We start from the raw sequence: 1,093 nt of genomic DNA on the forward strand, positions 1-1,093 counted from the left end.
GTATGCGACGTCCACGCCCCATCGCTTTTTCAGTTGCAGCGATCTGAGGTTGATCTACGGGCCGTCAAATGAGCTCACCGAAGAGTACCTGACGAGCTCATTGTAAGGCCTTGATGCGGGCGGCATAGGCCCATGGCATCAGGGCATCGATGTCTTTGGCGAGGTGGCCGTTTGCGAGGCGGGTGAAGAGGTCGCACAGATAGGCGTAGGGCTCAACGCCGTTCATTTTACAAGTGCCGATCAGGCTGGCAAACCGGGCCCAATTGCGGCCCCCTTCATCGTGCCCCGCAAAGAGCGCATTGCGGCGGTTCATGGCCGGTCGGCGGATCGCGTTTTCCACCAGGTTGGAGTCGATATCGACGTGGCCGTCGCCCAGAAACAGCCGGAAGCCGTCCTGCCGCGTCAGCATATAGGCCAGGGCTTTTCCGAGGTCAGACTTGCGTGAGACGCGCTTGGCTTGCGCTGCCAGCCAGGTGAAGAACTCGTCCACCAGCGGGAGGGACAGGTCCTGTCGAACTGCCCGGCGATGTCCGGGATCTGAGCCCCGGATACTGTCTTCGATCTTGTAGAGCGCGGCGATCTGCACCAGCGCCTCGTCGACGATGGGCGATCCACTCTTTGGCGTGGCCTTGATCAGCTTTCTGCGCCCGTGCGCCCAACAGAAAGCCAGCTTCAAGGGATCGCCACCCATCCGGTCCGACGTGGCGAGGTGAGAGTAACCACCGTAGGCATCCACCTGGATTGTGCCGTTGAACCCGTCGAGGATTTCAGCGGCATATTCGCCTGTACGCCCGGGCCGGTAATGGAACACCACGCCCGACGGCGCGGAGCCATTCCAGCCGCGATCGTCACGCAACACGGCCCAGAGATAGCCGGTCTTCGTCTTGCCTCGCCCCGGATCCAACACCGGAGCCGTGGTCTCGTCGACATAGAGCCGCGTGCTTTCCCACAGCAGCCGTTTTGCCATGTGGTCGACCACCGGTGCGATTTCGCTGCCCGTGCGCCCCATCCAATCGGCCAGGACCGTGCGGTCGATCGGCACCCCGTGTCGCGCCATGACCTCGGCCTGCCGGTTGAGCGGCATATGTTCGGA

Annotated in this window: 1 protein-coding gene (cut by a window edge); it reads right to left on the bottom strand. The window is 62.5% G+C overall.

Features of this window, described 5'->3' with window-relative positions; genetic code table 11:
• Positions 1-97: 97 nt before the first annotated feature.
• On the bottom strand, positions 98-1,093 hold the 3' portion of the coding sequence (gene tnpC / locus ILFOPFJJ_RS34490) for an IS66 family transposase (protein ID WP_173514858.1). The gene runs 657 nt beyond the window's last position; the window shows 996 of its 1,653 coding nt (coding positions 658-1,653); its start codon lies beyond the right edge, outside the window — the gene reads right to left on this strand; the stop codon is at positions 98-100.

The organism is Sinorhizobium psoraleae (assembly GCF_013283645.1).
Classification (GTDB): domain Bacteria; phylum Pseudomonadota; class Alphaproteobacteria; order Rhizobiales; family Rhizobiaceae; genus Sinorhizobium; species Sinorhizobium psoraleae.